At 64.3% G+C, this 23,436-nt stretch carries 24 protein-coding genes, 1 tRNA gene and 1 pseudogene; 13 read left to right on the top strand and 13 right to left on the bottom strand.

From position 1 onward, the window contains the following. Positions 1-143 precede the first annotated feature (143 nt). The 3 genes from GPJ75_RS18765 to folD form a co-directional block, all read right to left on the bottom strand. Positions 144-569 (bottom strand): methyltransferase domain-containing protein, encoded by a 426-nt coding sequence (locus GPJ75_RS18765; protein ID WP_163270188.1) that lies wholly within the window; start codon positions 567-569, stop codon positions 144-146. A 70-nt stretch (positions 570-639) separates the two neighbouring features. Further along, on the bottom strand, positions 640-1,602 hold the full coding sequence (locus tag GPJ75_RS18760) for a GlxA family transcriptional regulator (RefSeq protein WP_163270095.1): 963 nt from the start codon (positions 1,600-1,602) through the stop codon (positions 640-642). 55 nt (positions 1,603-1,657) lie between these two features. Beyond that, positions 1,658-2,554 (bottom strand): bifunctional methylenetetrahydrofolate dehydrogenase/methenyltetrahydrofolate cyclohydrolase FolD, encoded by an 897-nt coding sequence (gene folD, locus GPJ75_RS18755; protein WP_163270093.1) that lies wholly within the window; start codon positions 2,552-2,554, stop codon positions 1,658-1,660. Between the two features lie 172 nt (positions 2,555-2,726). On the opposite strand from folD, the gene proC reads away from it, so the two are divergent. Then, the gene (proC, locus tag GPJ75_RS18750; protein WP_163270091.1) at positions 2,727-3,530 is read left to right on the top strand and encodes a pyrroline-5-carboxylate reductase; all 804 of its coding nucleotides are present in this window, start codon (positions 2,727-2,729) and stop codon (positions 3,528-3,530) included. A gap of 32 nt (positions 3,531-3,562) precedes the next feature. Here the strand turns inward: proC and GPJ75_RS18745 are convergent, their stop codons facing one another. Further along, positions 3,563-4,891: an NAD(P)H-dependent oxidoreductase gene (locus GPJ75_RS18745; RefSeq protein WP_163270089.1), complete on the bottom strand. Its 1,329-nt coding sequence runs from the start codon at positions 4,889-4,891 to the stop codon at positions 3,563-3,565. Positions 4,892-5,079: 188 nt separating this feature from the next. Between GPJ75_RS18745 and GPJ75_RS18740 the strand changes: the two genes are divergently transcribed. The 4 genes from GPJ75_RS18740 to GPJ75_RS18725 all read left to right on the top strand — a co-directional run bounded on the left by GPJ75_RS18740 (position 5,080) and on the right by GPJ75_RS18725 (position 8,026). Beyond that, positions 5,080-6,102 carry an ABC transporter substrate-binding protein gene (locus tag GPJ75_RS18740; RefSeq protein ID WP_163270087.1) on the top strand — a complete coding sequence of 341 codons (1,023 nt, stop codon included), beginning with the start codon at positions 5,080-5,082 and terminating at the stop codon, positions 6,100-6,102. A 55-nt stretch (positions 6,103-6,157) separates the two neighbouring features. Further along, positions 6,158-6,928, top strand: a complete 771-nt coding sequence (locus tag GPJ75_RS18735) for an ABC transporter ATP-binding protein (RefSeq protein WP_163270085.1) — start codon at positions 6,158-6,160, stop codon at positions 6,926-6,928. After that, positions 6,918-7,766: an ABC transporter permease gene (locus GPJ75_RS18730; RefSeq protein ID WP_163270083.1), complete on the top strand. Its 849-nt coding sequence runs from the start codon at positions 6,918-6,920 to the stop codon at positions 7,764-7,766. Before GPJ75_RS18735 ends, GPJ75_RS18730 begins: the two co-directional genes overlap by 11 nt. Before the next feature lie 184 nt (positions 7,767-7,950). Then, a tRNA-Phe gene (locus tag GPJ75_RS18725) sits at positions 7,951-8,026 on the top strand. A gap of 508 nt (positions 8,027-8,534) precedes the next feature. On the opposite strand, the gene GPJ75_RS18720 is transcribed toward GPJ75_RS18725, so the two are convergent. Next, entirely contained in the window at positions 8,535-9,503 is a 969-nt protein-coding gene (locus tag GPJ75_RS18720; protein WP_163270081.1) for an MBL fold metallo-hydrolase, read from the bottom strand. Positions 9,504-9,644: 141 nt separating this feature from the next. On the opposite strand from GPJ75_RS18720, the gene GPJ75_RS18715 reads away from it, so the two are divergent. Then, positions 9,645-10,589 carry a LysR family transcriptional regulator gene (locus tag GPJ75_RS18715; RefSeq protein WP_163270079.1) on the top strand — a complete coding sequence of 315 codons (945 nt, stop codon included), beginning with the start codon at positions 9,645-9,647 and terminating at the stop codon, positions 10,587-10,589. Positions 10,590-10,681: 92 nt separating this feature from the next. Here GPJ75_RS18715 and GPJ75_RS18710 read toward each other — a convergent pair whose 3' ends face one another. From GPJ75_RS18710 to GPJ75_RS18680, 7 genes are all read right to left on the bottom strand, one after another. Beyond that, the gene (locus GPJ75_RS18710; protein ID WP_163270077.1) at positions 10,682-11,914 is read right to left on the bottom strand and encodes an NAD(P)/FAD-dependent oxidoreductase; all 1,233 of its coding nucleotides are present in this window, start codon (positions 11,912-11,914) and stop codon (positions 10,682-10,684) included. Between the two features lie 7 nt (positions 11,915-11,921). Then, positions 11,922-12,263: a RidA family protein gene (locus GPJ75_RS18705; RefSeq protein WP_163270075.1), complete on the bottom strand. Its 342-nt coding sequence runs from the start codon at positions 12,261-12,263 to the stop codon at positions 11,922-11,924. After that, positions 12,263-12,790 (bottom strand): TRAP transporter small permease, encoded by a 528-nt coding sequence (locus GPJ75_RS18700; protein ID WP_163270186.1) that lies wholly within the window; start codon positions 12,788-12,790, stop codon positions 12,263-12,265. The genes GPJ75_RS18705 and GPJ75_RS18700 overlap by 1 nt, the downstream gene beginning before the upstream one ends. Positions 12,791-12,850: 60 nt before the next feature. After that, a complete protein-coding gene (locus tag GPJ75_RS18695; RefSeq protein ID WP_163270073.1) occupies positions 12,851-13,825 on the bottom strand; it encodes a TRAP transporter substrate-binding protein in 975 nt (324 codons plus the stop codon). Between the two features lie 22 nt (positions 13,826-13,847). Further along, a complete protein-coding gene (locus GPJ75_RS18690) occupies positions 13,848-15,131 on the bottom strand; it encodes a TRAP transporter large permease (RefSeq protein WP_163270071.1) in 1,284 nt (427 codons plus the stop codon). Positions 15,132-15,141: 10 nt separating this feature from the next. Then, entirely contained in the window at positions 15,142-16,647 is a 1,506-nt protein-coding gene (locus GPJ75_RS18685) for an amidase (RefSeq protein ID WP_163270069.1), read from the bottom strand. 144 nt (positions 16,648-16,791) lie between these two features. Then, positions 16,792-17,718, bottom strand: coding sequence for a LysR family transcriptional regulator (locus GPJ75_RS18680; RefSeq protein ID WP_246249123.1), 927 nt, complete (start codon positions 17,716-17,718; stop codon positions 16,792-16,794). Positions 17,719-17,858: 140 nt separating this feature from the next. On the opposite strand from GPJ75_RS18680, the pseudogene GPJ75_RS18675 reads away from it, so the two are divergent. The 3 genes and pseudogenes from GPJ75_RS18675 to GPJ75_RS18665 form a co-directional block, all read left to right on the top strand. Beyond that, positions 17,859-18,260: pseudogene (locus GPJ75_RS18675) on the top strand (IS3 family transposase); the annotation flags it as partial. Between the two features lie 179 nt (positions 18,261-18,439). Further along, positions 18,440-18,718: a hypothetical protein gene (locus GPJ75_RS18670; protein ID WP_163270067.1), complete on the top strand. Its 279-nt coding sequence runs from the start codon at positions 18,440-18,442 to the stop codon at positions 18,716-18,718. A 280-nt stretch (positions 18,719-18,998) separates the two neighbouring features. Further along, positions 18,999-19,256, top strand: a complete 258-nt coding sequence (locus tag GPJ75_RS18665) for a hypothetical protein (RefSeq protein ID WP_163270065.1) — start codon at positions 18,999-19,001, stop codon at positions 19,254-19,256. On the opposite strand, the gene GPJ75_RS18660 is transcribed toward GPJ75_RS18665, so the two are convergent. Next, positions 19,243-20,205 (bottom strand): LysR family transcriptional regulator, encoded by a 963-nt coding sequence (locus GPJ75_RS18660; RefSeq protein ID WP_163270063.1) that lies wholly within the window; start codon positions 20,203-20,205, stop codon positions 19,243-19,245. The genes GPJ75_RS18665 and GPJ75_RS18660 overlap by 14 nt on opposite strands. A 112-nt stretch (positions 20,206-20,317) precedes the next feature. On the opposite strand from GPJ75_RS18660, the gene GPJ75_RS18655 reads away from it, so the two are divergent. The 4 genes from GPJ75_RS18655 to GPJ75_RS18640 all read left to right on the top strand — a co-directional run bounded on the left by GPJ75_RS18655 (position 20,318) and on the right by GPJ75_RS18640 (position 23,257). Then, positions 20,318-21,040, top strand: a complete 723-nt coding sequence (locus GPJ75_RS18655; protein WP_163270061.1) for an SDR family oxidoreductase — start codon at positions 20,318-20,320, stop codon at positions 21,038-21,040. Continuing rightward, positions 21,040-21,351 (top strand): Atu4866 domain-containing protein, encoded by a 312-nt coding sequence (locus GPJ75_RS18650; RefSeq protein ID WP_163270059.1) that lies wholly within the window; start codon positions 21,040-21,042, stop codon positions 21,349-21,351. Before GPJ75_RS18655 ends, GPJ75_RS18650 begins: the two co-directional genes overlap by 1 nt. A 347-nt stretch (positions 21,352-21,698) precedes the next feature. After that, positions 21,699-21,950, top strand: a complete 252-nt coding sequence (locus tag GPJ75_RS18645) for a helix-turn-helix domain-containing protein (RefSeq protein ID WP_163270057.1) — start codon at positions 21,699-21,701, stop codon at positions 21,948-21,950. Continuing rightward, positions 21,950-23,257, top strand: coding sequence for a type II toxin-antitoxin system HipA family toxin (locus GPJ75_RS18640; protein WP_163270055.1), 1,308 nt, complete (start codon positions 21,950-21,952; stop codon positions 23,255-23,257). The genes GPJ75_RS18645 and GPJ75_RS18640 overlap by 1 nt, the downstream gene beginning before the upstream one ends. Positions 23,258-23,436 lie beyond the last annotated feature (179 nt).

Genomic DNA, 23,436 nt, shown 5'->3' with positions numbered 1-23,436 from the left:
TCGAAGGGCCGGACATCTCCCCCGCAAATGGGGAGATTGTGCTGGCTGCTTACTCCGGCGCTTCTTCTGCAACCCCGGCGGTTGCACATGCGGCTTCCCGTTTGGCCCGCGATCCCAGGCAGCCCTTTTCAGCCCGGCATCTCTCAGAGATCGATCTCCCTCAAAGGATTGCCGCCGTCGATGAAGAGCCGGCCGGCCGGCTTCAGGACGGACTTTATGCGCATCAGCGCCAGCCGGCCCGCTTCCGGATGCCGCCCATCGAGCGCCCCGACCCGCATGGCAAATGCCATATCAAAGAGATCATCGCCTGCGCTCAACTCGAAGTCTTCGATTGCGGTGTGTCTAAAGTCGAGACGACCCGACGCCATCTCGGTCACCGAGCCTGCCCGCGCCAGCCTGATCGCCTTTTCCGAACGATCGATTGCCAGAATGAACCCGTCCCCGATGCATCGGGCCACCTCACGGGCAACCACACCGGGACCGCATCCGATCTCCAGCACGCGAAGCCCCTGCTTTAGTGGAAGGGCTTCAATGAAGCTGGCAATCCGCAATGAAACTCCAGGAGCCATGACATGAACGAGTTTACGGAAATCACGGCCCATTTCCACCGTGACTTCCGCAATCACCCTTCCCGTCTCCTCAATACGTCGTCCTTCTCTCGTCGCTCGGGGGCCTGCCGAATTGCAGGCGGTAGCTTTGGGCGAAATAGGAGTGGGAGGTGAAGCCGGTGGCGATGGCGACGTCGAGGATGGACATGTTGGTCTGGCGCAGGAGCTCGCGGGCGCGCTCGAGGCGCAGGCGCATGTAGTAGCGGCCGGGGGTCATGCCGAGGTGACGCAGGAAGAGGCGCTCGACCTGGCGGACGGAGAGGCCGGCGGACTTGGCGAGCTCAACCGCCGAAAAGGGCTCGTCGAGGTTCTCGGCCATCAGGGCGACGATCCTCTGCAGCTTCTCGGACTTGCCGGCAAGGTCGCGCTCCGGGCCGATGCGCTGGCGGTCGATGGGGGAACGGACGCGCTCGTGCTGGAACTGGTTGGCGACCTCGTTGACGAGGCCGTTGCCGAAGTCGGCGCGGACGATCTCCAGCATCAGGTCGATGGAGGTGGTGACGCCGGCGCAGGTGTAGCGCTTGCGGTCGATCTCGTAGACGTTGCCGGTGCACTCGATCTCGGGGAAGCGCTCCTTGAAGCCGGCGCGGTTTTCCCAGTGGATGGTGCAGCGGTGGCCGTCGAGCTGGCCGGCCTCGGCCAGAAGCAGCGAGCCGGCGGCGATGGCGCCGAGGGCGCGGCCCTGGCGGCCCCAGGAACGGAGCGCGGCAAGCACCTTGCTCTTGCCGGGAAACTCGGTGGCGAGGCCGACGCAGACGAAGAGGATGTCGGCTGCCGGCAGGTCGGCGACCGCATAGTCGACCTTGATGGGTAGGCCGTTGGAGGCCATGACGGCCTCGCCGTCGGCCGACACCGTGATCCACCGGTAGAAATCACGGTCGAGCAGACGGTTGGCCGAGCGGAAGGTATCGATCGCCGCGGCGAGCGAAAACATGGAGAACCTGTCGACCAGCAGGAACGCGAACTGCCGGCCCTCCGCCGTGCCCTCGGTCATGGAGGGGCTTTCTACAGGATATGGCGGAGCGCGGAAAGCCATGTGGGGTGGGCGGTCAGAAGACGGGTGGCTCGCGCCCGGCGGCGCGGCAGGCGGAGGTGAGCGTGTTGGCCATCAGCATGGCGATGGTCATGGGGCCGACGCCGCCGGGAACCGGCGTGATGGCGCCGGCCACCGCCCTTGCCTCCTCGAAGGCGACGTCGCCGACGAGCCGCGTCTTGCCCTCGCCCTTTTCCGGGGCGGGGATGCGGTTGATGCCGACGTCGATGACGGTGGCGCCGGGCTTGACCCAGTCGCCCTTGATGAATTCGGGCCTGCCGATGGCGGCGACGAGAATGTCGGCGTGCCGGCACAGCCCGGGAAGGTCACGGGTCCGCGAGTGAGCGACCGTCACGGTCGCGTTGGCATGCTGCAGAAGCGCGGCCACGGGGCGGCCGACGAGATTGGAGCGCCCCACGACCAGCGCATTAAGACCGGCAATGCCCTCCGGATGGACACGGCCGATCAAAACCATGCAGCCCTTGGGCGTGCACGGCACGAAAGTACGCCCGAGCTGACCCGAGGTCAGTCGGCCGATGCTGACGTCATGCAGCCCGTCGACATCCTTGGCCGGGTCGATAGCCGCGATGGTGGTACGCTCGTCGAGATGGCCCGGCAGCGGCAGCTGCACAAGGATGCCGTGGATAGCCGGATCGGCGTTGAGCGAGGCGATCAGCGCCAGAAGCTCGTCCTGCGAGGTCTCGGCGGGGAGCGTGTGCTGGACGGAATGGAAGCCGCACTCCTTGGCCTTCTTCGACTTGGAGGCCACGTAGACCTGGCTTGCGGGATCCTCGCCGACGAGGACGACGGCAAGGCCGGGCGTCGTGCCGGCTGCGACCAGCCCAGCCGCCTGCGCGGTCACCTTCTCCACCACCTCGGCAGCCACCGCCCTGCCGTCGATCAACTCTGCCATGAGGCACCCTCCCGTGTCCGGTTTTGCCGATACCTCGCATATGCGGCAATGGCGGCGCGTGCAATCCCGCACATGCGCCGCCTTTTGACGCAATCGCGAATCATCGACCGCCGAGCCGGTTGCATCGGCAGGCCGAAAGCGCCATTGCTTCCTTTAACCGAAGGAGGCGTTGATGGGCAGGAAGGTTGTTCTCGTTGGCTGCGGCAACATGGGCTACGCCATGCTGAAGGGCTGGCTGGCGGCGGGCAAGCTGGCGGCGGGCGATGTCACGGTGGTGGAGCCGAACGAGGGGCTACGCGCACGGGCGGCCACGCACGGCGTGACGGTGGCGGCGGATGCGCGGGAGCTGGATGTTGCGGCCGATCTCGTCGTCTTCGCGGTGAAGCCGCAGGTGATCCGCGACGTGGTGCCGGCGTATCGGGACCTTGAGGGCGCGACGTATCTGAGCGTTGCCGCGGGGACGGGGGTGGCGACATTCGAGAACCTTCTCGGCCGGGAGGCGGCCGTCATGCGCTGCATGCCCAACACGCCGGCGGCCATCGGCAAGGGCATGATGGTAGTGTTTGCCAACCGCAACGTGCGGCCGGAGGCGAAGGCGTTCGTGGAGGAGCTGCTGGCGGCCAGCGGCGCCGTCGCGACGGTCGCGGACGAGGCGCTGATGGACGCGGTGACGGCGGTCTCGGGCTCGGGGCCGGCCTATGTGTTCCACTTCATCGAGTGCCTAGCGGCGGCAGGCGAAAAGGCGGGGCTGCCGGCCGATACCGCCAGACTGCTTGCCATGCAGACCGTCTACGGCGCGGCGTGCCTTGCCAAGGAAAGCGGCGAGGAGCCGGGAACGCTGCGCGAGCAGGTGACGAGCCCGGGCGGCACCACGGCGGCCGCGCTCGGCGTGCTGATGGGCGAGGAGCGGCTGGTGGAGCTGGTGAGCGCGGCGGTGGAGGCGGCGAAGCGGCGGTCTGTCGAGTTGGGGAAGTGAAGCCGGATAAGATTAGACCGGGTCACCCCGATTTAGAGCTGGGCCGCGCCCGCTAGCACCATCTCGTCCTGCAGCCGGCGCAGTTCCATCAGCTTCGTGCCGGGGATCGGGGCGGCGTTGTCGTGGGTGATGAGCGCGCCCCTCTTCACCGGCGCGGTTACCGTGCCGCCTTCGAGAAGGCCGCAGGGGACGGCGCCCGCGGCGCGGGCGTCCTCGGCTGTCATGATCCATGAGCGGTAGGTGTATTCGCCGATGGCATCGAGCTTTTCGCCGGGGGCGAGGTCGCGTTTGGCGACCGCGCAGACCTCGGCCACGGGCCTGTCGAGCGGCACCATGTCGGGTTTGCCGTAGAGGACGGCACGGGCACAGGTGAGCGGCACTTCCAGGCTCGTCAGGTGATGGGGGCGGTAGAAGGTGAAGTAAGGCCCCTCGCCCAGCTTCAGGTCGGCCATGCGCTCGTGCAGGCGCGGGTGGGCCATGTCGGCGATCACGAAAACGCCGGGCGCCACGCCCTTGCCGATGGTGAAATCCACGCACCCCTTCTTCGACAGCACGCCGCCATCCTCTATGGGGCACAGCACGCGCGGCAGCTCTTCCAGCGAGGCCGCCGGGCCGTGCATGCCGGGCTTGTCCGGCACGAGGCCGGTGGCGTTGGCGATGGCCGCCATCTCCACCATGGTCTTGGAGCCGTCGACGAACTCGACCAGCATGCGCGGGTTCATGTTGCGGCGCTCGGCCTCCTGGCGATAATCGTCCGGCGTGGCGTCGTGGTTGAGCGGGTTGTTCTTGCCCTTGCCGGCGGCCACCACGTCGTGCCCCATGGCGGTGACGAACTCGATCAGCTCCATGCAGGAGGACGGCTCGTCGCCGGCGCCCAGCGAATAGACGACGCCTCGCCTGTCGGCCAGGCACCGCAGATAGGCGCCGATGGTGACGTCGGCCTCGACATTCATCATGACGAGATGCTTGCCCGCCTCAATGGCGGCAAGGCCATATTCGGCGCCGGCGGTGGGCCTGCCCGTGGCATCGACGATAACGTCGACGTGTTCACTCTCCATGAGATGCATGGCGTCACCGACGATGGCCGTGCGGCCCGCGCGGATGGCATCGGCCATGGCGCCGACGGAGGCGGCGCGCATGGCACTTTCCGGCGCCCGGCCGGCGGTGCGAATAGCAGCCTCTGCATTCACGTAGCGCCGGTCGGCGATGGCGGCGACCTCGATGCCGCGCATGAGGGCGACCTGGGTGACGATGTCGGTGCCCATCTCGCCGCAGCCGATGACGCCGATGCGCACCGGCCGCCCCTCCTCGGCGCGGCGGGCGAGATCGCGGGCAAGGCCAGTGAGGGCGACATTGGTCATCGGTGGTTTCCCGGCATGAGAGATGGCCGGAGATAGAGGGCCGGCACGGCGCTTTGTCAACCTAGCGGCGCGATGCTGACGGATGGTACCTGTCCGGCGGGCCGAAAATCCGGCTTTTTCCCTTGCCCGCCCGGGAGCGCTGTGCGAGGAGCCGAGCATAGATCAGGACATGACCAAGGGAGGAGCTTATGTTCACGGTTACACGCAGGTCGTTCGTGGTGGCGGCGCTTGCCGGAGCGGCAGGCCTTGTGGCCACCGGCGCGCTGGCCGCCGACAAGATCAATGTCGGCATCATCCCCTCGCTCACCTCGCATTCGCCGAGCATCATCGCCGAGGCCAAGGGCTATTTCGCCGATCAGGATCTCGAGGTGGAGTTCGTCAGCTTCCAGTCGGCCCAGCCGATGGCGGTGGCGATCGCCTCGGGGGACGTCGATTTCGGCATGACGGCGATTTCCGGCGGGCTCATCAGCCTGGCCGACAAGGGTGTGATCAAGGTGATCGGCGGGGCGCTGCAGGAGACGCCGAAGATCGAGGGGCAGAAGATCCTCGTCTCCAAGGCCGCGCACGATGCCGGCGTGACAAGCCCGGCGGACCTGAAGGGACGCAGCTTCGGCATCACCACCACCGGCTCCTCCTTCCACTACATGGCACACAAGATCGCTGACGGAGAAGGCTTCGCGCGCTCCGAGATCCACCTCAGGCCACTGCAGAAGGTGCCGGCGGTGATCGCCGCGCTGAAGAGCGGGCAGATCGACGCCTGGTCCATCGTGCCCAACATCGCCGGCAGCCTGACGGCGGGCGGCGAGGTGGTCGAGATCGGCAAGGTCTCCGACTATATCGACGATTATCAGGTGACCACCATCTTCACCTCGACGGCAAACACGCAGGAAAAGCCAGACCTCGTGAAGCGCTTCCTGGCCGGCCTTTCCAAGGGCATGGACGACTACAACGCGGCCCTGGTCGACAAGACGATGGGCGAGGACGAGACGGCGGAGATCGTCGCGGCGATCCACGAATACATCTATGCCGACCAGCCCCTCGACAAGGCGGCCCCGCGTATCCAAGCCGGTGCCATGCGCATGAGCCCCAATGCGGCGATGAACCTTGCCAGCGTCGAAGACCAGCTCGAGTGGTTCAAGTCGGAAGGCCTGGTGCCGGAGGGCGTGAGCATGGAGAAGCTGGTCGACGCGAGCTTCGTGGAGACCTATTGAGGCACCAGCCGCCCCAGAGCGGGGCGGCTGGCCTGAACGGAAGCGCGAACGGTCCATGCAGCTCATCCTTCGAGGCATCAGCCACCGCTATGGCGGCACGAACGTGCTGGAGGACATCTCGTTTGCCGTCGGTGACGGCGAGATCGTCTGCATCGTGGGGCCTTCGGGCTGCGGCAAGTCCACGCTGCTTCGCATCGCCGGTGGGCTGGAGCGACCGGACGAAGGCGAGGTGCTGGTGGCGGGAAAGGCGCCGGACGGCTCCCTGAACCCGCTCACCTACATCTTCCAGGACTTCGCGCTTCTGCCGTGGCGCACGGTGGCGGGCAATGTCAGCCTGGTGCTGGAGGACCATGGCATCGAAGCCAAGAAGCGGCGCGCCATCATCGAAGACGTGCTTTCGCGCACCAACCTTTCCGACTTTTCGCGTGCCCTGCCGCGCCAGCTCTCCGGCGGCATGAAACAGCGCGTGGCGATCGCCCGGGCACTCGCCGTCAAGCCGGCGATCATGCTGATGGACGAGCCGCTGTCGGCGCTCGACAGCCAGACGCGGGAACTGCTCATGGACGACCTTGTGGCCCTGTGGCAGCGCGAGCGCTTCTCCGCCTGCTATGTCACGCACAACCTGGCCGAGGCGGTGCGGCTTGGCCGGCGCATCGTCGTCTTGTCGCGGCGGCCGGGGCGCATCCGCGAGGTGGTGGAGATAGACATGCCGCTGACTGAGCGGCCGGAGCGGCTGGTCGAACTGGAAAAGCTGCAGCGGCAGGTGTGGAAGATCATGCGCGAGGAAGCGCGCGAGGCCGACAGGGAGATTTCAGATGTCGCATGAGGCGGCGGCCGAGGGCCGAGAGCGCGCCGAAGAGGACGCGGCGGCGCGCGAGGACGCGCGCCCTGTGCCCTTCCGCGGCGGCGGCTTCACGCACCGGCGGCTGGGGCCGGTGGCGCCTATCGTCTTTCTTGCCATCATCGCCCTTTGGGAGGTCGGTTCGCGCACGGGCGTTATCAGCCCCGTTGCCCTGCCCGCCCCATCGGAAGCGCTTGGCGCGCTGGCCGATCTCGTCGCTACGGGCATGCTGTGGAAGCATGTGGGCGCCAGCCTCTACCGGCTCAGCCTCGGCTGGGTGCTGGGCAGCCTGCTGGGCATCTCGGCGGGGCTGATGATCGGCCTGTTCTCGCTGGCGCGCGCCGGGCTCCTGCCGCTGGTCTCGGCCCTCTTCCCCATCCCGAAGATCGCACTCCTGCCGCTCTTCATCATCTGGTTCGGCATCGGCGAGGGCTCGAAGGTGGCGACGATCCTGTTCGGCACCTTCTTCCCCACGGTGATCGCCACCTATGGCGGCGTCGACAATGTCGACCGGAACCTGATCCGCATGGGCCAGTCCTTCGGGCTTTCGTGGCTGTCCATCGTCAGGAAGATCATCATCCCCGGCGCCATGCCGGCGATCCTCTCCGGCTTCCGCATCTCCGCCTCCATCGCCATCGTGCTTCTGGTGGCGGCGGAGATGATCGGCGCGGAAACGGGCATCGGCGCCTATATCCTGATGGCCGGCGCGCTTTTCGCGCTCGACCAGCTGATCGCCGGCGTGGCACTTTTATCAACGCTTGGCCTTGCCATCGCCTGGCTGATCGGCCGCACTGAGCGGGCGCTTCTCGCCTGGCGCGCATGATGCCACGCCACACCTTACCCGACGGCCGCCCGCCGCTTCGGGCGGCGTGAAAAAACTCTCGCCAATTCTCCCCGCAGGACGCTGGACAGGTCAGAATCTCATGCTATAACCCACGCGCCTTCGGCGGAGCACCAACCCCGCCAGCCGGACAAGAACGGGCTCGCGCCCGACGGCAAAACGGCACGCCCAGGTAGCTCAGTTGGTAGAGCAGCGGACTGAAAATCCGCGTGTCGGTGGTTCGATTCCGCCCCTGGGCACCATTCACCATAACATATTGAAATTATACACTTTTTTGCTCTTTCTCACCCGGAATCGCACCCTTGGGAATAAGCAGCGTGCTCGCTTCGGCAACCGGCACTTGTGACCCGTTGGAGACCGACATTGTCAGCGTGCAAATGACCGTAGTGCGCCCGATGTCGGCCGTAGAGTACAGCATTGCCACTTCCCGTAGGCGGACATTGCCTGCATCGAACACCGGAGGTCACGATTGCGCCATTTCGAGACATTCGGATTGGCGACCGGTACGGAAGCATTCGACCCAAAGGCGCCCCTTAACCAGGTGCTCGCGAACGGAAGCCGTAGGGCTTCATGTCCTTTCTACAGTCACCAGGACATGTGCAGGATGTCGTCCTACGGCGCAGGACTTCGCCGCGCACGGCCTCCCCGTGACACAGCGTTCACCACTAGGAACTGTTCGCAATGCGGTGAGGCGCGGCTTCCGCAGGCAAGCGTGTGCCAAATAAAGCCGCGCCTGTTCCCCTCCCGCACCTACAACTCATAGGGCCATTCAGCCGGGACGAAGCTGTAAGCATCACCGTCGCGCGCGACATGGCCGAAGCCGGGGAACGGCAGGTGCATGCCGGCGATCAGCATGCGGTCGGCGGCGACCCGGTCGAGCGCCCGCTTGCGCGTTTCGGCGGCGAGGTCCGGATCGACGTCGAAGGCAATGCTCCAGTCGGGGCGGGCGAACTGGTAGGTCGCCATGTGCACGACATCCCCCCAGATGAACAGCGCCTCACCGTCCGATTCGATGATGAAGCCAGCATGGCCCGGCGTATGGCCGGGCAGCGGTACGGTTTGGATCGAGGCCACGGCTTCTGCTTCGCCCTCTATCTGCCGTAGGCGGTCCGCATAGGCAGCTGCTGCCCTCCGGGCGCCGACGAAGAACGGCTTCGCCTCGTCCGTCGCCTGGTTCATGTTCGCGTCGTCATGCCAGAAGGCGTAATCCGTGGCGGTGACGACAAGCTCGGCGTTGGGAAACAGCGCCTCGCCCTCGGAGGTCAGCACGCCGTTGATATGGTCGGGATGCATGTGGGTGATCAGCACCGTGTCGACCTGGGCCAGGGTGACGCCGGCGGCCTCGATCGCAGCCGGAAGCCGGCCGAGCGTCGGCCCCATGCTGTTCGACGTGCCGGCGTCGACGAGCACCAGACGGTCGCCGAGATTGACGAGATAGGCGTTGACCGGCGTTCGGCGCGGGTCCGGCACCTGAAAGCCGGCCTCTGCGAGCTGCGCGGCCTCAGCGGCGTCGAGCCCAATAAACATTTCGGGCTCGATGTCGATATAACCGTCCAGTAACGCCGTCACCTCGGCCGAACCCACCTTGCGGCGCAGCGCGCCGGTCGTGGGGGTATCGGCCAGCGGCGCACGGGCCAGGGCCGGAACGGGGGTACCGGCAAGCAAGGCGCCGCCGGCAAGGCCGGCACCGGCGAGAAAATGACGGCGGGAAAGCGGCATGGCATCATCTCCGGATTGAGGAATCATAGGGCTCAGGACAGAGCAAGGCGGGTCTACTTCATAGGTTCAGCTTTTTTAAGCTGCTATCTCTTGATATGAGTTATTATTTTTACTTATCAATTATGACAGGGGGCCGCCATCATGGATCGCCTTGCCGCGCTCACCAGCTTCATTCGCGCCTGCGAGACGGGCAACTTTTCGGCGGCAGCCCGTGAACTGGGCCTGAGCCAACCGGCCGTCAGCCAGCATATCCGGGCGCTGGAGTCGCATCTCGGCGCTCGGCTGTTCGACCGCACGACACGGCATGTCTCGCCGACGGAAGCCGGCAGGCGTTACCTGGAACGCGCCCGCGACATCCTGGAAAGGCTCGACGAGGCCGACCGCTACGTCGGCTGCCTGGAATCGAAGATGTGCGGGCGGCTCGCCATCAGTGCGCCGGTTGGCTTCGGCGCCAATGTGCTCGGCGAGTATCTGATCGAGTTCAAGCGCACCTATCCGGAGCTGCTGCTCGACGTCGCGCTGAGCGACAGCTTCGTCGACGTGATCGCGGAAGGGCTCGACGTCGCGATCCGCATGGGAACCATCGACGACGACCGGCTGATCGTGCGCAAGCTCGGCGTGATCGGGCGCAGCCTCGCCGCGACGCCGGACTATCTCGATCGCAAGGGGCGGCCGCAGCGGCCGGAGGATCTGGCCGATCACGACTATCTGCTTTACGCCCACATCACCACGCGAGATATCGTGCCGCTCACCGGCCCCGGCGGAGAGAAGGCCGAAGTGCGCATCCGACCGACCATGCGCGGCGACAATTCCCCGCTGATGATGCAGGCGCTGCTCGCCGGGCTCGGCATCGGCGTCGGGCACGAGGTGACCCTCGACCCGCTCGTCGCCGAGGGCCGGCTCGAATATGTGCTGCCGGCCTGGGGCTACGCGCCGCATCACGTGCATGCCGTCTACCCATCCAACCGCTTCATCCCGCTGAAGGTGAGGCGGTTCGTGGACGGATTCGCAGCCCATCTGGCCGGAATGGGGGCGTTCGTCGGATGCGAAAAAGCCGGCTTGTCCAGGGAAGCGGTGGGGGCTTAGCCCGGATTTCTCAAGCGGTCGCTGTTGAGCCACTGCCGTGTTGGTATTCCAAGACTTTGCGAGGGAATCGGTGGGCGGCGAACAAGGATCTTTCACAGGCGTGCCGCAGGCAGGAGGGCCTGTGCCACCGGAGGAGTATCGCCATCCAGTTGCTCGGCCAGCAACTCGCCGGTCGTGGGGCCTAGGGTGAAACCCTGGTAGCCATGGCCGAAATCGAACCAGAGCCCTTCATGCCGCGGTGCCGGCCCCACAAGCGGCAGCATATCCGGGAGGAAGGGCCGATGCCCGTGCCACAGCTTACCTTCGGCGCGCATATCCGCGGCCAGAAGCTCAGCTGCCGAGTGTAGGGCCCAGTCGAGCTGGCGGCGCGATTGCGGCCGGTCCGGGCGGACAAACTCGACGCCGGTGGTGAGGCGCAGGCCGTCGCGCATTGACGACATGACATATCCATTTTCAGCGTCAAGATACGGTCGGCTGAGTTCGGGAGTGTTCGAGACATGGCTGTGATAGCCGCGCATCAACAGCATCTGGATGCGGTAGCCGAACCGTAACAGTAAGGACCCTGACCACGGGCCGAGTGCGATGACTGCATGCTGGGCGTCGACGAGGCCCGTGCCGGTGTCAATCCGCCACCCCGTACCCGCGCGCTCCAGCGTTTGCGCGTCGCCCTGCAACAGCCGCCCGCCGCGGCGCCGGAACAGCTGCGCATAGGACATGACCAGACCGCCCGGATCGCTGCTACTCCAGCTGTCCTCCCAGATCAGCGCGCCGGCCGTCTCGCCCGCGATAGCCGGCTCCTCGGACGCAAGTCCCGTGCCGGCGAGCGCGCGCAGGCGCAGGCCATAGCAGGTGGCCTTTTTCTCTCCGCGTGCGCAGGCGGCATCGAAGGCCCGCGTCGTGCGGTAAATCTCGCCCAGCCCGGTGCGGCGGATCAGGTTGTTGGCACCCGCCGCCTCGATCAAAGGGCTGTGATCGGACACAACGCGCGCGATGAGCTGCGCGTAGGTCCTGGAAATCCGCGCGTGCCGTTCGGGCGCGGAGGCGCGGAAGTAGGCCAGAAGGGCCGGCGCGATACTTGGAAGATCACGCAATGACCAGGCCACATCGTTGCTGCGTCCCAGGGCGTAGCGGAGCAATGTCGGCAGGTCGCGGGGCATCGCATAGGGCTCCATCGCCTCAGCCTGCAACACGCCCGCATTGCCGAAGCTCGTCTCCTCGCCCGGGCCGCGCCGGTCCACCACGGTAACCGCATGGCCGCGCGCCTGGAGTGCCAGCGCCGCTCCAATGCCGACCATGCCGGCGCCAAGAACAAGAATTTCGGCCATTGCCGCCCTACTGGTTGCGGTCGCGTGCGATTACGGTGATCTCGACCTTCGCATCAAGCATCAGAAAGACCCCCACCGTCGTTCGCACCGGGTAGGGTTGCGGGAACGCGGCGGCATACACCTCATTGAAGACTGGGAAATCGGCAGCATCGGTGAGATAGCAGGTGCAGGAGAGAACGTCGGAAAGGTCCAGCCCCTCCTTGGCGAGCGTGGCCTTGATATTCGCGATGCAGTTTTCGGTTTGGGCGCGGATGCTGTCGGGGATCTTGCCGTCGGCATCGAAGCCGAGATCGCCCGAGAGATAGAGCGTTGCACCGTCGCGGCGGACTTTCGAAAGCGGGATACTCACTATATTTCCGTTTCTGTCCCGGTTGGCGCCGCGGCCGGTTCGGCCCAGCGTGCGGCGAGATGGATGAGAATCAGGATCATCGCCAGTGGTACGGCCGCAACGATCCAGACCATCTGGATGCCCAATGTGTCGGCGGTCAGCCCGGCCTGCCGGACGAGATATCCTTTTGAAAAGCCGCCGCGCAGGCCCACGAAGCTAAAATAGACCACCGGAAGGGTGAAGGTCAGGATTGCCAGCGACTGGATCGCCTCTGCCATTACGCCCAAGAGCGCCGGCGGTGCTGGAAAGACGCTTTGCAAAAGCACAGCGTCGCTGCGCGTCTTGAAGGAAAGTGTGGCGCCCAGAAGCCCGGTCCAGACCATCATGTAGCGCGCCACATCCTCGGTCCAGACGGGCGGCGATGCAAAGACATAACGCGCGACGACCTGGATCATCACCGTGACGAACATCACGCACAGGGCCAAGATCGCAGCACCGCGTGCGGCTGTATGCAAGCCGTTCGAGAGGCGGGTGATCAACCGACGCATCGGAAGTCTCCTGTTGGCCGGGCGGGTCGCACCCCACGGGCGGCCCGCCATTTCAGCGCTTCAGCGCGTGCGTTCCGACAGCGCGGTCCAAGCCGCCACGTCCTCTTCCGGCAGCAGGCCGGAATTGTAGACCGCGACTGAGCGCTCGCGGAAGGCGGCGCGCTCTTCGTCGGTGATACGCTGCACCGTGACGCCAGCGTCTTCCAGCGCCGTAAGGGAGCTTTCCGACACCTCGGCCAGCCAGTCGCGTACGGCCTCATCGGCGTCGTCGACCGCGGCGTCGACGGCCGCGCGGTCGGTTTCGGACAGCCCGTCATACCAGTGTTTCGAGGCGAGCACGGCGCGTAACGGGATGATGACCCCAGCATCGGAGAAATGCTTCACGAAGTCCGTCTGGCCGAACATGATCGGCACGAAGGGCGAGTTGAGATAGCCGTCGATCACCCCCGTTTGCAGACCCGCGGGCACCTCGCTCCAGGGCACGATGGTGCCGCTGGTACCCCAAGCCTCGTACATGGCGATCTGCGCGTCGTCGAGGGCCCGCATCCGCAAGGCGCTCATGTCTTCGGGTTTGCGCACGGCGGTATCCGTCGTGATGACACCCGAGGATGGACCGAGCGGGACCAGCGCCAAGAGAACCGCATCCTGTTTCGCCAGGGCTGCGTTAACCGATGCGAAGACATCCCCTTCGGTCAGCACCCGGTCCATATGGGTGACATCGTTGAAGATATAGGGCAGACGGACGCCGTAGATGAAGGGCTCGATAGAGGCCACCGTACGCACGTCCGACAGCGACACTTCCAGGAGGCCGGTCGAGATCTGATCGAGCTTCTCGCCTTCGTCGCCAACCGAGCCGCGCGGCATTTCGCGCACTTCGATCCCCGCCTCCTTCAGTGCGTTGGCAAAGGTATGGACCCAGTTGTAGGAACCGGACGTTTCAAGATCCGGCTTGGTGTCGAGCGCGATCTTGACCTCAGCTGCGGCCGGTCCGGTGAGAGCCATCAGGGTTGCCAGGGCAATGGCCTTGAGTTGCATGTTGATCTCCTCCATTCAGAATTCAGTTGATGGCGAAGCCGCTAAGGCGCGGCAGGGCGAGGCTGATCTCGGGCCAATAGGCCAGAGCCAGCAGAACCAGTATCTGCACGGCGATGAAAGGCAGCGCGGCGTAGGCCAGCCGCCAATAATTAGTGCCTGTCATGGCTGAAACGACAACCAGGCACTTGCCCAGGGGCGGGGTGATCAGGCCGATGCACAGGTTGAAGCAGAGCACAATGCCCAGGTGAACCGGGTCGATCCCTTGCTGTAGCGCCTGCGGGACAAAGAGCGGGATCAGCAATGTCAGGGCCACCGGAGTGTCCATGAACATGCCGGCGGCCAGAAAGATCAGGAGCAGGAAGAACAGGTAGCGAGTCCCGGTCAGCCCGATGCTCTCCACCCAGGCCGACAATATCTGCGGCCAACCCAGTTGACCGGCAAGAAAACCGAGGATCGAGATCGCGGCCAGGATGATGAAGATCGTACCGGCCATGCGCGCTGTGGCCTCCAGCGCGTCGAAAAAGGCGCGTGCGGAGAGGCCGTCGTAAAACTGTCCAGCAATCAGCGCCACCAGTACGGCGATCGCCGAACCTTCGGTCGGCGTAGCCAGGCCGAAAACCAGCGATCCCAGGATGACGACCGGCAGGCAAAGCGCAGGCACGGCCCTTCGCAAGCTGGGCCAGAACGGTGGCAGATCGGCGTCGGTGCCGCCCGGATGATTGCCGGCATATGCGATCACGCCGTTCATCACCATGAGCGCTGCGGCCAGAAGCAATCCCGGCAGGATGCCGGCTATGAACAAGGCTGCTACCGACGCGCCGGTCAGTCCGCCATAGACGATCATGATAATCGACGGCGGGATGATCGGCCCGATCATCGAGGAGGCCGCTGTCACCGCGCCGGCATAGAAGCGGGAATAGCCGCGCGCCACCATCTCCGGCACGAAGATGCGCGACAGCGCGGCGCTGTCGGCCACCGCCGATCCCGATATGCCGGCGAAAAAGATGCTGGTGAGGATATTTACATGCCCTAACCCGCCGCGAAACCGTCCGACCAGCGCCAGAGAAAAGTTGATCAGACTGCGCGTAACACCGGCGCGCGACATGATCTCGGCCGTCAGGATGAAGAGCGGCATCGCCATGAAGGCAAAGACGTCGAGCTGCCCAAAGATGCGCTGGGGCATGATAGAGAGAAACTGCGTCTTGTCAGCGACGACGAACGACAGGACCGACACCGCACCCATCAGATAAGCAAACGCCGTGCCGGTGATCAGCATCACGATGAAAGCGACAAGAACGATCAGCATCTGCCCATCCTCAGACCGCCGTGCCAACTGGAATGGTCCGGACTGTTCCGGCACGCGAACTCTCAGGCGGATGCGTAGCAATTCCGCGCAGGTCGACCGGGGGCGGGACGATCTTTGTCAGGTCCGGTTTCGCGGGAGCTGTTGCAGGATCGCGCGCGAGCAGCATTTCGATGGCTCGCGCCGCGCCCAGCAAACCCCGATCGCCACGCAGGGGTCCCAGCACCTGCAGACCGAAGGGAAGACCATCGCCGAGGGTCCCTGCAGGCAGCGTGATCGAAGGCCCCCCCATCAGCGAGCCGCGATAGGTCAGTGCCAGCCAACGGTAATAGATATCCATCTTCTGCCCGTCGATCTCTTCCGGATAGGGCTGCTCCCACGGGAAGGCCGGTACCGGCGCGGTCGGTAGCAGAAGAATATCGAAATCGGCCATTCGTCTGTTGAAGGCACGCAGGATGCGGGTCTGTTCCAGGTGAGCCCAGGCGCGATCGTGAAAGCTCAGGCGGCGGCCTAGCTCGACATTCGCGGCTACATGGGGTCCGAATTGCTCGACCGGCCGGTCTCCTGCGGGGTCGAAGGCGGCGACAAAACTTTCGGCGCGCAAGATGTCGAAACAGCGATCCATCTCGCCGAGATTCAAATCTACCGGGCGGCAGGTAGCGGCATGCGGAGCGATGGCCGCCACCCGTTCACGGAATGCCGCGCGTACCCGGCGGTCGACTGGCGCACCGCCGAAATCTTCGCTGAAACCAATGCGTAGCCGGTCCAGAGAAACCGGCGGCATATTGTCGAAGCGCGCGGGATCGGCATGAGAGGAAAGCGGATCGCCCGCGTCGAATCCGTGGATCGTCTGCAACATCAGCAGCAGATCGTCCATGTTCCGCGCCATCGGCCCGAGCACCGAAATGACCGACCAGCCCACGGGCCGGGTCGGATGCGCCACCACATCCGCCGAGGGCCGGTAGCCCAATATTCCACACAGCGCTGCGGGCAGGCGAAGCGACCCGCCGGTATCCGAACCGGTGCAGAGCGGCACGAGCGAGGCCGACAGCGCCGCGGCCGAGCCGCCGGACGACCCGCCGGCCGTCAGGCGCGGGTCGTACGGGTTGCCCGTGGCACCCCAGACCGGGTTGCGTGTGTTGCCGCCGGCGCCGAATTCAGGCACGTTCGTTTTGGCCAGAACGATTGCCCCTGCCCGGCGCAGCCGTGCGACGATCTGCATATCGCGCTCGGCCACATTGCCGCGAAAGAGCGGGCTTCCATGGGTAGTCGGCAAACCCTCTGCATCTTGCAGGTCCTTCACCCCGACGGGCAATCCGTCCAGCGGCCCGATCGGCGCGCCTGCCTTCCAGCGCTGCGTAGCCCGGCTGGCTTCCACAATGGCTCGCTCAGTGGAAAAAGCAGTCAACGCGTTGATGGACGGATTGAAGCGCGCTATGCGCTCAAGACAGGCTTCGAGAAGCTCGCTTGGGGTAAACTCTGCTTTTGCAAACCCTTCGATCAGCCGGGTCGCAGACATTTCTGGCAAAGAGATTGTGGCGATCGCTGTTATCCGGCAAAGCGCCGGCTCCCAGTATTTTTTGGTTTTCCGGCTACGATAGCTGGGAAGACCGGCCGTGAATATTTACTTATTCCTCTAGAACTATAACCAAAATGAATGGTCTTAAGCGCTGCGCGCCTGATCAAGGCACTGCATGAACAGATCGAACGAGCTGTTGGCTTCGTATTGGCCGGTGCGCCAGAAACAGCGCACTTCAGACAGGAGGCCGCGGGTGTCGAGCGGCAGGATAACAAGCTCACCGCGGCTTGCATGAACCTGTGCAAGGCTTTGCGGAAACAGCCCCAAGGCAGGCATTTCCCGCATCACGCCGATGTTGAGCGGCAGCGAGGCCGAGGCGATCAGATTGACCGGTGGGGCAAAGCCGAATTCGGCAAACAGCGCCTCTATGGCGCGGCGCGCCACCGAATTCGCCAGGGGCAGCAGCCAAGGCCATTCTCTCGCTTCCGGCCAATCCAGTGTTGCCGCCGCTGCCAGGGGATGCTCGCATCCGGCAACGACAACGATCTGTTCCTGAAACAGAGCCTTCTGCTCAACCCCCGGCAGTTCCTGCGGGTGCCAGACGCGGGCGATGAGAATATCGATCGCACCGCTCTCAAGCCGCGGGAACAGGGACACGAAATGCCCCTCGGTCACCGAAATGCTGGCTTCCGGCGCGCTGCGTTTCATCAGCGCGATCGTGCCGGGCAAAAGGATCGGCGCCACCGAACTGACCGCGCCCACTGAAACCGCCCCCGTCACGCCCTGGGCCATGGCGTTGAGATCAAAGGCCGCACGGTCGATCTGTGCCAGCACCTGCCGTGCATGATCGGCAAGCCGTCGGCCCACCGGTGTGAGATAGAGCCGGTTGCGGTCGCGTGTCACGATCGGCGTCTCGACGAGCCGCTCCAATTCGCTGATCTGCTTGGAGACCGACGGCTGCGTCACGTTCAGCGAGTCGGCAACTTTCGCCACCAGACCGAACTCGGCCAGCGCTGCAATGATGCGCAGATGCCGAAGGGTCAGTGATTTTGTCAGTTGCTCTGAATTCATGGTCCTCGGGCGCTCCGGGAATACCGGCTGCTTTTGGCGCGGGATCTATGCTGCCCGTGCGGCCTCACGCAATCATTCCTTGCGGGAATAGCACGTCTGTCGTGCATGTAATAACTTCGAATGCTGCCTGAACTGCGTAGAAACCAGTGGAGGAGGAGAATGCGCGCCTGAAAAAGGCTTCTGGCGGAGTCGATGATGGAGGTGTCGACGCTGCGCGAGATGCTGGTAAAAAACTTCTGACGCCGGGTTCGAGGAGACAGGCCGTGGACTGGGCCATTGAAGAGAGAGGATATTCCCAACGCCGTGCCTGCGGTCGGGTGGGCATTGCACCGCGCGTCTATCGCTGCCGCTCACCGCGGCCGGACGATGCCGGCCTGCGCCAGCGGCTGCGCGAGTTGGCGGCGCAGCGGCGGCGCTTCGGCTATCGCCGCCTGCACCTGCTGTTGAGGCAGGAGGGCGTGGCGGTGAACTGGAAGAAGCTCTATCGGCTCTACAAGGAGGAGCGGCTGACCGTGAAGAAGCGCGGCGGCCGCAAGCGAGCCTCAGAAATTTATCTCGAACGGGCACTGCATCGCACATACTGGCCCCGTCACCTGGAACAAGCTTCGCATTCGGCGGTGATCGATCGAAAACATACGACGCGACGCCGGGCATGATTACGGTCGTCCCCCACTGGAATAGACTGCGAGGTGACATAGCGCGCCACAATGGAAGCGTTGTGGTGGCGATCACGCCCGAAGGCATGCTGGAACTGGCGGCAAATGAGCTTGATTGTGCAAACCTTGATCTCAGGCCAACGAATCGAATCATCGACCACACTGCTCCAAAGTATGCAAAGCTCATAAAGGCGGAACTGGCCCAGCCGAATCTTGCAAACGAGCTCTACCTCGATTCGCTGATAACGATCCTTGGGATTCATGCCCTCCGCCACTATTCGAACGCCGCGGATGCCAAAAGCGGCGGACTTTCCACAGCCACCGCAGCGCGGGTGCGCGATTAACCAATGTGAGCTTCGGCCGGATCATTCAGACCGGCGCTTGCCTGAAGCAGAAAGCCAAAAGTGGGAAAGACGCAGGCAAAAAGCTACGAAATACAACGAGGCGTTCCGGGTTTCCCACCAAGGCGTAAGCCTTTGATTTTACCCACTTGTTCGATTCCGCCCCTGGCACCATCCGACATAAGTTATTGAAATGATTTACCTTTTTACCTCTTTCTCACCGGAATCACACCCGTGGGAAAAAGGCGGCGCGCTCGCTCAAGCAACCGGCACTTGTGACCCGTTGGAGACCGAGGTTGTCAGCGTTGCAAGCCGCGAGGAGGCGAGAGTAGCTGCGGCAGCCCAGGCCTTCGTCGACCGGGTGGTCGACAGCAACGCCCTGCGCATACTGCTCGGGCAGCCGGAGCCCGACGACACGGAAAAGGAGCGCCGGGGCATGCAGGCGCCGGATGATGCTCTCGGTGCATTCGGGCTCCCCCGGTTAGCAGGAGACCAGACTTCCAAGAACGCCACGATTTCCGTCGAAGCTACCGCGGCGTGATCTCACGTTGCCGAGCCGCATGGCTCCCCGAAGAAGCTCCGTCAGGCCGCTTGGCCGTCACGTGGAAGCCTCGTAGATGGTCGATCAGCGCGCGCAGCTTCGGGGCAATATTCCGGCGGCTCGGATAGTAGAGATAGAAGCCGGCGAAGCGCGGGCAGAAGTCCTGCAGGAGAGGAACGAGCTCGCCCCGGTCGATCGGTGCGCAAAAGCTCTCCTCCATCCCGAAGGTGATACCGGCGCCGGCGACGGCCAGCTTGATCATCAGCGCCATGTCGTTGGTAGTGATCTCCGGTTCGACCGCGACGCTGAACTCCTTGCCGTTCTCGGCGAATTCCCAGCGGTACGGCGCGGCTTTGGGCGCCGGCCGCCAGCCGATGCAGCGGTGGGCGGCGAGCTCCCGCGGATGCGAAGGCACGCCGAAGCTGTCCCGGTAGGCAGGCGAGCAGACCGCGAGCTGGCGTTCATCTCCGCCGGCTGGCACCGCGATCATGTCCTGCTCGATAACCTCGCCGAGGCGGACGCCGGCGTCGTAGCCCTCGGCGACGATGTCGAACTCCTCGTCGGTCACCACGATGTCAAGCTGGACCCCGGGGTTGGCCTCGGCGAAACTTGCCAGGAAGGGCCCTGACAGGAAGCGCTCGGCGATCGACGAGACCGCCAGCCGCAATTGCCCGTGCGGGCGCCCGCCCAGGCTCCCGGTTGTCTCGGTCGCTGCCCGCATCTCGGCAATGGCTGGTGCTATCTGCGCATGGAGGTGTTCGCCGGCCTCGGTAAGGCTGACGCTGCGCGTCGTTCGCCGGACCAGCGCAGTGCCCAATGTCTCTTCGAGCCGACTTATCGTCTGGCTGACCGCCGAGCGGGTCACGCCGAGCCGGTCGGCTGTGGCGCGGAAGCTCCGTTCCTCGGCCACTAGGGCGAATACGGCAAGGGCGTTGAAATCCGGCTGCATTGGTTAGCAAAACTTTCCAACGTGTGAAGGAATGAGCGGCTTATCGCTACAATGGCGCGGGTCTATCTCCTTCGCAACCGCCGTGAAGCGGTTCAGCAAGAGGAGACGAACTATGGACAAGGTGATCCTCATCACCGGCGCATCGAGCGGCATCGGCGCCGGAATCGCGCGCGAACTCGCCAAGGCCGGCGCAAAGCTCATGCTCGGTGCGCGCCGCACCGATCGGCTGGACGCGCTGGCGCAAGAAATTCGCAAGGACGGCGGCGAGGTGCTGACACGGAGCCTCGATGTCACCGACCGGAACGACGTTACAGCCTTCGCGGAGGCTGCGCGCGAAACCTTCGGGCGCGTCGACGTGATCGTCAACAATGCCGGCATCATGCCGCTCTCCCCGATGGCCGCCATGAAGGCGGATGACTGGGACCGAATGGTGGACGTCAACATCAAGGGGGTCCTGCACGGCATCGCCGCCGTGCTACCGGGCATGCTGGCGCAGGGATCCGGCCACGTCATAAACATCGCCTCGGTCGGCGCGCTCACGGTTTCGCCGACCGCGGCAGTCTATTGTGCGACCAAATATGCTGTGCGGGCGATCTCGGACGGGCTGCGCCAAGAAAACGAGCGCCTGCGCGTGACCTGCATTCACCCCGGGGTGGTGGAAAGCGAGCTTGCCGACAGCATCACTGATGCGGCGACAACCGAGATGATGAAGTCCTATCGCGCCATCGCGCTCCAACCCGACGCCATTGGCCGCGCCGTCCGCTATGCCATCGAGCAGCCGGAAGATGTCGACGTGAACGAGATCGTCGTTCGCCCGACCCGGGCAGCGCACTGATGAAGACACTGCTTGGACCCGCAATAGCCGGGATCGTACTGGCGCTTTCGAATGCGGAGGAAACCATGAGTGGTCAGAGCCACCCCTATGTCGGCATGTGGATGACGGCGGACGGCTATGTCCGTCATGAACTCTTGCCCAGTGGCCGATATGATGAAGCCCGGGGCGACCGCGAAAGCGCCTACCAGGGGCGCTACGAAGTCACGGGTGATCACATCGAATACTGGGATGACACAGGATTTACTGCCGATGGTGACTTCATCGACGGCGTGCTCCATCACGGGGGCATGATTCTCTATCGCCGTGAATAAGGGGCCGGAGGCAGGGCTCTCGCCGTCGCTTGGTCGGCCAGGCTTGCGGCCGCGTCCAGAAGGCGTCGCTTCGCCCACCTTCGTGTATCCGGCGCGTAGTGATCAGGTCGTGGCAGGCCGTCGGGATGTCGAAATCGCCACCTCCGTTGCGCCGATCCCCGGCATTAGCAGTGCGACAAATCATCAGCGTGTCGGGGACGGGCTCGTTATAGGGGCAAGTCTATACGCTATGGCGTGTTGGTGAGACTTACACGCTTTGGCGTATAAAATATAGATATACGCTACAGCGCATATTGACAAATATCCGCGTTCGCGCATATGACGGCGAAACTGTTTGAGGCTTCGTTATGGACCAAATTGCCCGAACTCCGAAACAGATCGGTGACGCAATACGCCGTCAACGCCGCAAGCTCGACCTCAACCAAGCTACCTTGGGCGAGCGCACAAAGCTGCGACAGGCGACGATCTCGGCAGTCGAGTCGGGCGCGCCAGGAACCCAGCTCAGCACCCTCTGCGACGTGCTTGCAGCGCTCGACCTAGAGTTCGTCATCCGTCCGCGCTCGAAGGCCACGCCCGATGAGATCGAGGATATCTTTTGATGGCCCGACCGCGCCAGCATGTGCCGCTCAATGTCTTCCTCAACAGCCGCCTGGTCGGCCGCTTGAACCGGCAATCGACCGGTGCCATCGATTTTCGGTATGCCCCCTCATGGCTGGCATGGGAGCACGCGCTGCCCGTCTCGCTGTCTCTGCCGCTTCGCGAGGAACGCTACATCGGCGCGCCCGTCATCGCCGTATTCGACAACCTGTTGCCGGACAGCGAGGCCATACGCCGACGCGTGGCGGAGCGCGTGCATGCCGAAGGGGTGGATGCTTATAGCCTGCTCAGCACCATTGGTCACGACTGCGTCGGTGCGCTCCAGTTCCTGCCCGACGGCGAGGAGCCGGGCACGGCCGGTGCTGTGAACGGCAAGCCGGTGGATGAGGACGAGATTGTCCATATCCTCGGCAACCTCGCATCAGCCCCGCTCGGTCTTGGTGAGGACGAGGACTTCCGCATTTCAATTGCCGGGGCACAGGAGAAGACGGCGTTGCTGCTCTGGAACGGACGCTGGCACAAGCCGGCCGGCACGACGGCAACAACGCATATCCTGAAGCCCCAGATTGGGCGGCTGCCGAACGGGATCGACCTCTCATACAGCGTCGAGAACGAATATCTGTGTCTGAAGCTCATGGCGGCCTTGGGCATTCCGAGCGCCGGAGTCGACATCGCGGAGTTCGGCGGCAAGCGAGTGCTGGTCGTCGAGCGCTTCGACCGGCGGTGGACGCGCAACGGGCGCCTTCTGCGCCTGCCGCAAGAGGACTGCTGCCAAGCGCTCTCCGTGCCGCCCACGCTCAAATATGAAGCCGAGGGCGGACCGGGCATTCCCGCCATACTGAATCTGCTGATGGGCAGCGACGCACCCGATGACGACCGGGCAATGTTCCTCGGGGCGCTCGTGACATTTTGGCTTCTCGGCGCGACGGACGGCCACGCCAAGAACTTCAGCGTCTTTCTATATCCCGGTCAGCATTTCCACCTCGCGCCCCTCTATGACGTGGTTTCCGCACAGCCCAGCGCGGACGCAGGACAGCTCAAGCGCAAACAGATGAAGCTCGCAATGGCCGTTGGCGATAGTCGGCATTATGTGGTCGAGACAATCATGCCGCGCCATTTTCTCCAGACGGCGGCCAGGGTCGGCATCGGCGCCTCGATCGTCGAGCGCGTATTCGAGGGCATCCGGACACGCGCGCCGGCCGCAATGGAGGAGGTCAAGCAAACGCTTCCAGCCGATTTTCCCGAAGAGATCGCCACGTCGATCCTCGGAGGCTTCGAGCAGCGTCTACGGCGGTTGTCAACGCGATGAGAACCGTCAGCAGTCAACTCACTGGACCTCGGATGAGGAGGCCATTTTTTGGGCGACTGACGTGCTCCCCGAAATGTGCCCATTCATAGGCTAGCGCTGTTCACGTTGTGGTCCATTCGTGATCGGGTGAAAACATGTCGATGTGATGCTCGAGAACACGTGGATAGCACTCAAAATGG

Origin of the sequence: Chelativorans alearensis (assembly GCF_010993735.1) — a bacterium.
Classification (GTDB): domain Bacteria; phylum Pseudomonadota; class Alphaproteobacteria; order Rhizobiales; family Rhizobiaceae; genus Chelativorans; species Chelativorans alearense.
Note: the sequence above shows the minus strand (reverse complement) of the source record. Positions and strands in the feature narration are given on the sequence as shown.

Coding starts and splice junctions, on each gene's coding strand:
- GPJ75_RS18695 (WP_163270073.1), bottom strand. CDS start 13,825: ATGCAACTCAAGGCCATTGCCCTGGCAACCCTGATGGCTCTCACCGGA.
- GPJ75_RS18745 (WP_163270089.1), bottom strand. CDS start 4,891: ATGACCAATGTCGCCCTCACTGGCCTTGCCCGCGATCTCGCCCGCCGC.
- GPJ75_RS18650 (WP_163270059.1), top strand. CDS start 21,040: ATGAAGACACTGCTTGGACCCGCAATAGCCGGGATCGTACTGGCGCTT.
- GPJ75_RS18720 (WP_163270081.1), bottom strand. CDS start 9,503: ATGCCGCTTTCCCGCCGTCATTTTCTCGCCGGTGCCGGCCTTGCCGGC.
- GPJ75_RS18660 (WP_163270063.1), bottom strand. CDS start 20,205: ATGCAGCCGGATTTCAACGCCCTTGCCGTATTCGCCCTAGTGGCCGAG.
- GPJ75_RS18685 (WP_163270069.1), bottom strand. CDS start 16,647: ATGTCTGCGACCCGGCTGATCGAAGGGTTTGCAAAAGCAGAGTTTACC.
- GPJ75_RS18715 (WP_163270079.1), top strand. CDS start 9,645: ATGGATCGCCTTGCCGCGCTCACCAGCTTCATTCGCGCCTGCGAGACG.
- GPJ75_RS18730 (WP_163270083.1), top strand. CDS start 6,918: ATGTCGCATGAGGCGGCGGCCGAGGGCCGAGAGCGCGCCGAAGAGGAC.
- GPJ75_RS18640 (WP_163270055.1), top strand. CDS start 21,950: ATGGCCCGACCGCGCCAGCATGTGCCGCTCAATGTCTTCCTCAACAGC.
- GPJ75_RS18700 (WP_163270186.1), bottom strand. CDS start 12,790: ATGCGTCGGTTGATCACCCGCCTCTCGAACGGCTTGCATACAGCCGCA.
- GPJ75_RS18690 (WP_163270071.1), bottom strand. CDS start 15,131: ATGCTGATCGTTCTTGTCGCTTTCATCGTGATGCTGATCACCGGCACG.
- folD (WP_163270093.1), bottom strand. CDS start 2,554: ATGGCAGAGTTGATCGACGGCAGGGCGGTGGCTGCCGAGGTGGTGGAG.
- GPJ75_RS18645 (WP_163270057.1), top strand. CDS start 21,699: ATGGACCAAATTGCCCGAACTCCGAAACAGATCGGTGACGCAATACGC.
- GPJ75_RS18680 (WP_246249123.1), bottom strand. CDS start 17,718: ATGAATTCAGAGCAACTGACAAAATCACTGACCCTTCGGCATCTGCGC.
- GPJ75_RS18735 (WP_163270085.1), top strand. CDS start 6,158: ATGCAGCTCATCCTTCGAGGCATCAGCCACCGCTATGGCGGCACGAAC.
- GPJ75_RS18740 (WP_163270087.1), top strand. CDS start 5,080: ATGTTCACGGTTACACGCAGGTCGTTCGTGGTGGCGGCGCTTGCCGGA.
- GPJ75_RS18765 (WP_163270188.1), bottom strand. CDS start 569: ATGGCTCCTGGAGTTTCATTGCGGATTGCCAGCTTCATTGAAGCCCTT.
- GPJ75_RS18710 (WP_163270077.1), bottom strand. CDS start 11,914: ATGGCCGAAATTCTTGTTCTTGGCGCCGGCATGGTCGGCATTGGAGCG.
- GPJ75_RS18760 (WP_163270095.1), bottom strand. CDS start 1,602: ATGACCGAGGGCACGGCGGAGGGCCGGCAGTTCGCGTTCCTGCTGGTC.
- GPJ75_RS18655 (WP_163270061.1), top strand. CDS start 20,318: ATGGACAAGGTGATCCTCATCACCGGCGCATCGAGCGGCATCGGCGCC.
- proC (WP_163270091.1), top strand. CDS start 2,727: ATGGGCAGGAAGGTTGTTCTCGTTGGCTGCGGCAACATGGGCTACGCC.